Source organism: Bifidobacterium sp. UBA6881, assembly GCA_002451435.1.
In the GTDB taxonomy this organism is placed as follows: Bacteria; Actinomycetota; Actinomycetes; order Actinomycetales; family Bifidobacteriaceae; genus Bifidobacterium.
This window is the reverse complement of the sequence record DKCF01000112.1, coordinates 370-5,487: the sequence shown is the minus strand read 5'-3', so window position 1 is coordinate 5,487 and position 5,118 is coordinate 370. Positions and strand designations below refer to the sequence as shown.

Sequence of the window (5,118 nt, the reverse complement as noted above, 5' to 3'; positions counted from 1 at the left end):
GGCTTCCGTTCAAACGCGGAATCCCCTTCCGTCACTGCGGAATATGCCGAAGCTTCCCCGATGCCAGCGTTCCCGCCCGCATGGGGGCGTGCCGGAACGCCCGAATCAGGCGGCTTGTAGAACCGCCGTCTATCAATCAGGCCACGGTCCGATTCCGGCTCCATGCGAGCCACGGGACCGTCAGGACGCCGCGGAGGCACCGCCGGTATGCTTCCGCCCGACGGCAACGGAACCGGAGGAATCTCCGGGAATGGTGCTGCGCTGTTCATGTCTCCGATTGAACGGCCAGCCACCCATGCGGGCAAGCCAATCCGGCCCTTGTGGTCGAAGGACGCGGGTTATCCACATCCCCGGCGTGTCATCCACACCCGTCCACATCACACGGCAAAGCCTTGGCAGCGCACCTTGAGGCCACGCACCAAGCGCCATAACAAAAAGGTAAGTTGACCGATTTACTCGGCAGAATTGAGGCCTATAAACCCTATAGACCCAGGTTGATGTCAGGACGGGCCACACGCCAAACCCATAACAAAAAAGGAAGACCCGCCATAGCGGGTCTTCCTGCAAAAACCTTCGGAGCAGAATCTCTGCACAACAACATCGTCGTAACGGTAAGTCTATAACAATGCCCGTTCAACGTAACGACCAATCTCGGCCATACACTCTTTGTGGGCTCTGCTCTTCAGTTGTTCTTGTACTTCGTAATTATGCTCGGCATCACGGCGATCGCAAATCCGAAAACGACAATGTTCCATATTTATCCATATTGTTGTTTTTCGACGGACAAAGCGACTGAAAAGTAATCTTCTGCGAGCGATTTCCCCTGCGTTTGTGCGATTGCGTTCGATTCCGAGAATGCGCGGCGTGTCGCATGATTCATCCGCGAATGTTAACTCCATCTAAATTCTGCCGCTTCACGCCGCGTTTCCAATCATATGAAGATAGAGTAGGACAGTATGGCACAGATTTTTGACGCACCCTCAAAGGCGATTTTGCGCAGCCAGATAGCTGAGCATATCGCCGAAACCGACAAGAATGACCGGCGAGAGCTTCAGGCGGGCGAGGAGCCGCTGCCGAAAGATCGTTTCTTCGACCGCGAACTCAGCTGGCTGAAATTCAACAAGCGCGTCCTTGAGCTCGCCCAGGACGAGGATCTGCCGATCATCGAACGCGCAAGCTTCGCCGCGATCTTCGCGAACAACCTCGACGAATTCTTCATGGTGCGCGTCGCCGGTCTGAAGCGCCGCATCGACACCGGCATCGCGGTGACGGCCGCCTCCGGACTGAGCCCGAGGCAGCAGCTGCGCGCCATCAGCGAACAGGCGCATCGGCTGCAGGATGAGCACGCGCACTACATCCTCAACCACATCCTTCCCGACCTCGCGAAGGAAAAGATCGTGCTGCTGAGCTGGGACAAGCTCACCGCCGCCGAGCAGGAGCGCCTGTCCCGCTACTACCGCCAGCAGGTGTTCCCGGTGCTGACGCCGCTTGCCGTGGATCCGGCCCATCCGTTCCCATACATCTCCGGCGGCTCCCTGAACCTCGCCGTGCTGGTGGAGAACCCGGCTTCCGGCAAGTCGCACTTCGCCCGCGTGAAGGTCCCCGGCAACCTGAACCGACTCGTGCCGGTCGACGACCTGACCGATGACGACAGCGGCAACGTCCGTTACGGCTTCATCACGATGGAGAACCTCATCATCGCCCATCTGGAATCACTGTTCCCAGGCATGATCATCAAGGAGGCACGCTCCTTCCGCGTCACCCGCAACGAAGACATCGACGTCGAAGAGGACGATGCCGAGAACCTGCTCAACGCGATGGAGAAGGAACTGCTGCGCCGCCGCTTCGGACCGCCGATCCGTCTGGAGATCTCCGACGAGACCAGCCCGTTCCTGTCCCAGCTGCTGGCCGACCAGCTGCGCGTGAGCGCCGACGAGGTGTACCGCCTGCCCGCGCCGCTCGACGCGACCGTGCTGTTCGAGCTCGGCGGCATCGACCGTCCCGACCTGAAATACCGTTCGTTCGTGCCGACCACGAACCGTCAGATCGCCGAGGTGGAATCCTCCCGCGCGCAAGACATTTTTGCAGCGATTCGCGAACGCGATATCCTCCTGCATCACCCGTACGATTCGTTCTCTACCTCCGTTCAGGCGTTCCTAGCGCAGGCGGCGGCGGATCCGAAGGTGCTCGCCATCAAGCAGACGCTGTACCGCACGTCCAGCAACTCCCCGATCATCGACGCGCTGATCGACGCCGCGCACGCCGGCAAGCAGGTGCTGGCATTGGTCGAGATCAAGGCGCGTTTCGACGAGGACGCCAACATCGCATGGGCGCGCAAGCTCGAGCGCGCCGGCGTGCACGTCGTGTACGGCATCGTCGGATTGAAGACGCACTGCAAGCTGAGCCTGGTGGTCCGCCAGGAAGCCGATGGACTGCGCCGCTACTGCCACGTGGGCACCGGCAATTACAACCCGAAGACCGCGCGAATCTACACCGATTTGGGCCTGCTGACCTGCGATCCGGTCGTCGGCCAAGACATGACCCGCCTGTTCAACCAGCTTTCCGGCTACGCTCCGAAGTCGAGCTTCCACCGTCTGCTGGTGGCGCCGCGCACCGTGCGCTCCGGCCTGATCCAGCGCATCCGCCGCGAGGAGGACGCCGCACGCGCCGGCAAGGAGGCCTGGATCAAGATCAAGGTGAACTCCATCGTCGACGAGAAGACCATCGACGCCCTGTACCGCGCAAGCCAGGCCGGCGTGAAGATCGACATCGTCGAACGCGGCATCTGCGCGCTCAAGCCGGGTGTTCCGGGGCTTTCCGAGAACATCCGCGTGCGTTCCATCCTGGGACGCTTCCTGGAGCACAGCCGCATCTACGCCTTCGCCAACTCCGACGGCCCGCAGATCGGCGAGGGCCCCGCGGCTGGCCCGGAAGTGTGGATCGGTTCCGCCGACCTGATGCACCGCAACCTCGACCGTCGTGTCGAGGCGTTGGTCCGCATCACCGCGCCGGAACAGATCGACGAGCTCATCAAGTACGTCGATCTGCAGATGGCCGATTCCACCGCCTCCTGGCATATGGAATCCGACGGCACGTACGTGCGCCACGCGAAGGATGAAGGCGGTCGTCCGCTGGTCGATTGTCAGGAATACCTGATTCGCAAGCACACGCGCCGACCGGTGAATCACTGATATAAAGACAATGGCCGATTCCGCATTCCACGGAATCGGCCATTTTGCGTGCGCATGGACGGACGTCGAAGCCCGGCGTCGCAACATGTCGGAAGCACGACGCATATGAGGACGGGGACGGAGAGAAAGACATATGAGTGAAAAAATCAGGAAGGTCGTCGAAGCGGCCGGCGGCATTGTATGGCGTTGGAAAGACGGCACCGAAATCGCGGCGAATCCCGCCATCGCAGGGCGGAAAACACCTCAGGAACAGCTCGACAGCATGGAGGTGTGCGTGGTGCACCGTCCGAAATACGACGACTGGAGCTGGCCGAAGGGCAAACTGGAACAATACGAATCGCACCGGCATGCCGCGGTGCGTGAGATCGGCGAGGAAACGGGCGTCACCGTGGCGCTCGGCCCTTACCTGCGCGAAGTCGAATATCCTTTGGCGGACGAAGGCAAGAAAACCCGCCATTCGCGCGATCGCACCGTCGACACCAAGCACACGCTGTATTGGATGGCACAGCCGATTTCCGACGCCGACGCCGAACATCTTCTCGACGCGTTCGGCCCGGTGCATCGCGCGGACGTCGGCGAGATCAACGACATCAAGTGGGTTCCGGTGCGCGAAGTCCGCAAAGTGCTGACCCATTCGACCGACAAGGAGACATTGGCGGTTTTCGTGGACCGCGTCGAGGAAGGCGCCGCGACCGCGCAGAATCTGATGATCGTGCGGCATGCCAAGGCCGAGGCGCGCAAATCATGGACCGGCACGGACGCGAATCGCCCGATCACGCCGAAAGGCGCCGCCGCGGCGTTCGCGCTCAACCGCGAACTGGCCTGCTACAATCCGACGCGGCTGGTCACCTCGCCATGGCTGCGCTGCCGGGAGACACTGCAGGTGCTGAGCTGGCAGACGGAACGTCCGATGGAGCATGCCGACGCGCTTACCGAGGATGAGTTCGCCGAACATCCGACGATCGCATGGCTGACGTTCCTCGACCAGATCAAGCAGACGCTCGACAAACGCGAGACCACCGCGATATGCATGCACCGCCCGGTGATCGGCGGCATCTACGACCATCTGCGCGGTCTGTGCGCGCGCAAGCCCCTCGCCAAGCAACTCATCGCGAAATCGCCGTACATGCCTACCGGTACCGCCGTCGCACTGTTTATAATCGATACACCACAAGGTCCCAGCATCATCGACATTCAAAAGGTCTCGCCAATTGTCCACTAACATGCATTACGGTTCCGGTTCGATCGTTCCCAGTCGCGCGGCCGGTTTCACGAACACCGGCTCGCCGCGTCCCGCACGCCCCGGGCAGCTCGACCAGCTTATGGCCGACAATATCGCCGGCGGCGCGGATCCGGCGCAGATCAGCGAAATGAGCCATGCCTCGGCCGCCGCGTTGCTCGACCGTGTGCATCACACGCAGGACGCGCAGCTGGTCCGACGTGTGCTCACGCTGGTGGACCGCGAAGGCGTGGACGTGATCGCGGAACTGTGGAGCCATGCCGAACCGGATTCCCTGCCCGGTATTCTGTGGCGCCTGTACCTCTTGCGCAGCTGGATGCGGAAGAACCGCGAGTCGATCGCACGATTGTGGCGGGTGGGCGAGCCCGTCGCCACCACCGCATCCGCCATCGCCGGCGTGGATCAAGCGCCGACCGAAGACGACATCGCCCGGACCGCCGATTCGATTCTGGCCGGCGCGTTCACCGGCGATTTCGCGGTCGCCATGGAGCGTGCCGCGGCGTTCACGGACGTGGTCGCATTGGGACTGCGCATCGAGGCACATAAGCTTTCCGAACGATTGAAGGCGGATGCCGCGTTCACTGCGGGCGATTCCGCGGCGAACGATTCCACAGCAAGCGGTAAGACCGCGGACGGTTCCGCTGTGGCCGATTCAGCCGATTACCGTGCCGCGATGGAGAAGCGCGT

Annotated in this window: 3 protein-coding genes; all 3 read left to right on the top strand. The window is 61.8% G+C overall.

What is annotated here, in order from left to right:
- Positions 1–956 precede the first annotated feature (956 nt).
- Positions 957–3,191, top strand: coding sequence for an RNA degradosome polyphosphate kinase (locus B3C64_RS08645; RefSeq protein ID WP_291535082.1), 2,235 nt, complete (start codon positions 957–959; stop codon positions 3,189–3,191).
- 133 nt (positions 3,192–3,324) lie between these two features.
- Positions 3,325–4,413 (top strand): NUDIX hydrolase, encoded by a 1,089-nt coding sequence (locus tag B3C64_RS08640; RefSeq protein WP_291535081.1) that lies wholly within the window; start codon positions 3,325–3,327, stop codon positions 4,411–4,413.
- 1 nt (position 4,414) lies between these two features.
- Positions 4,415–5,118 (top strand): hypothetical protein (locus tag B3C64_RS08635; RefSeq protein ID WP_291535086.1); only part of this gene is annotated, 704 nt, incomplete at its 3' end.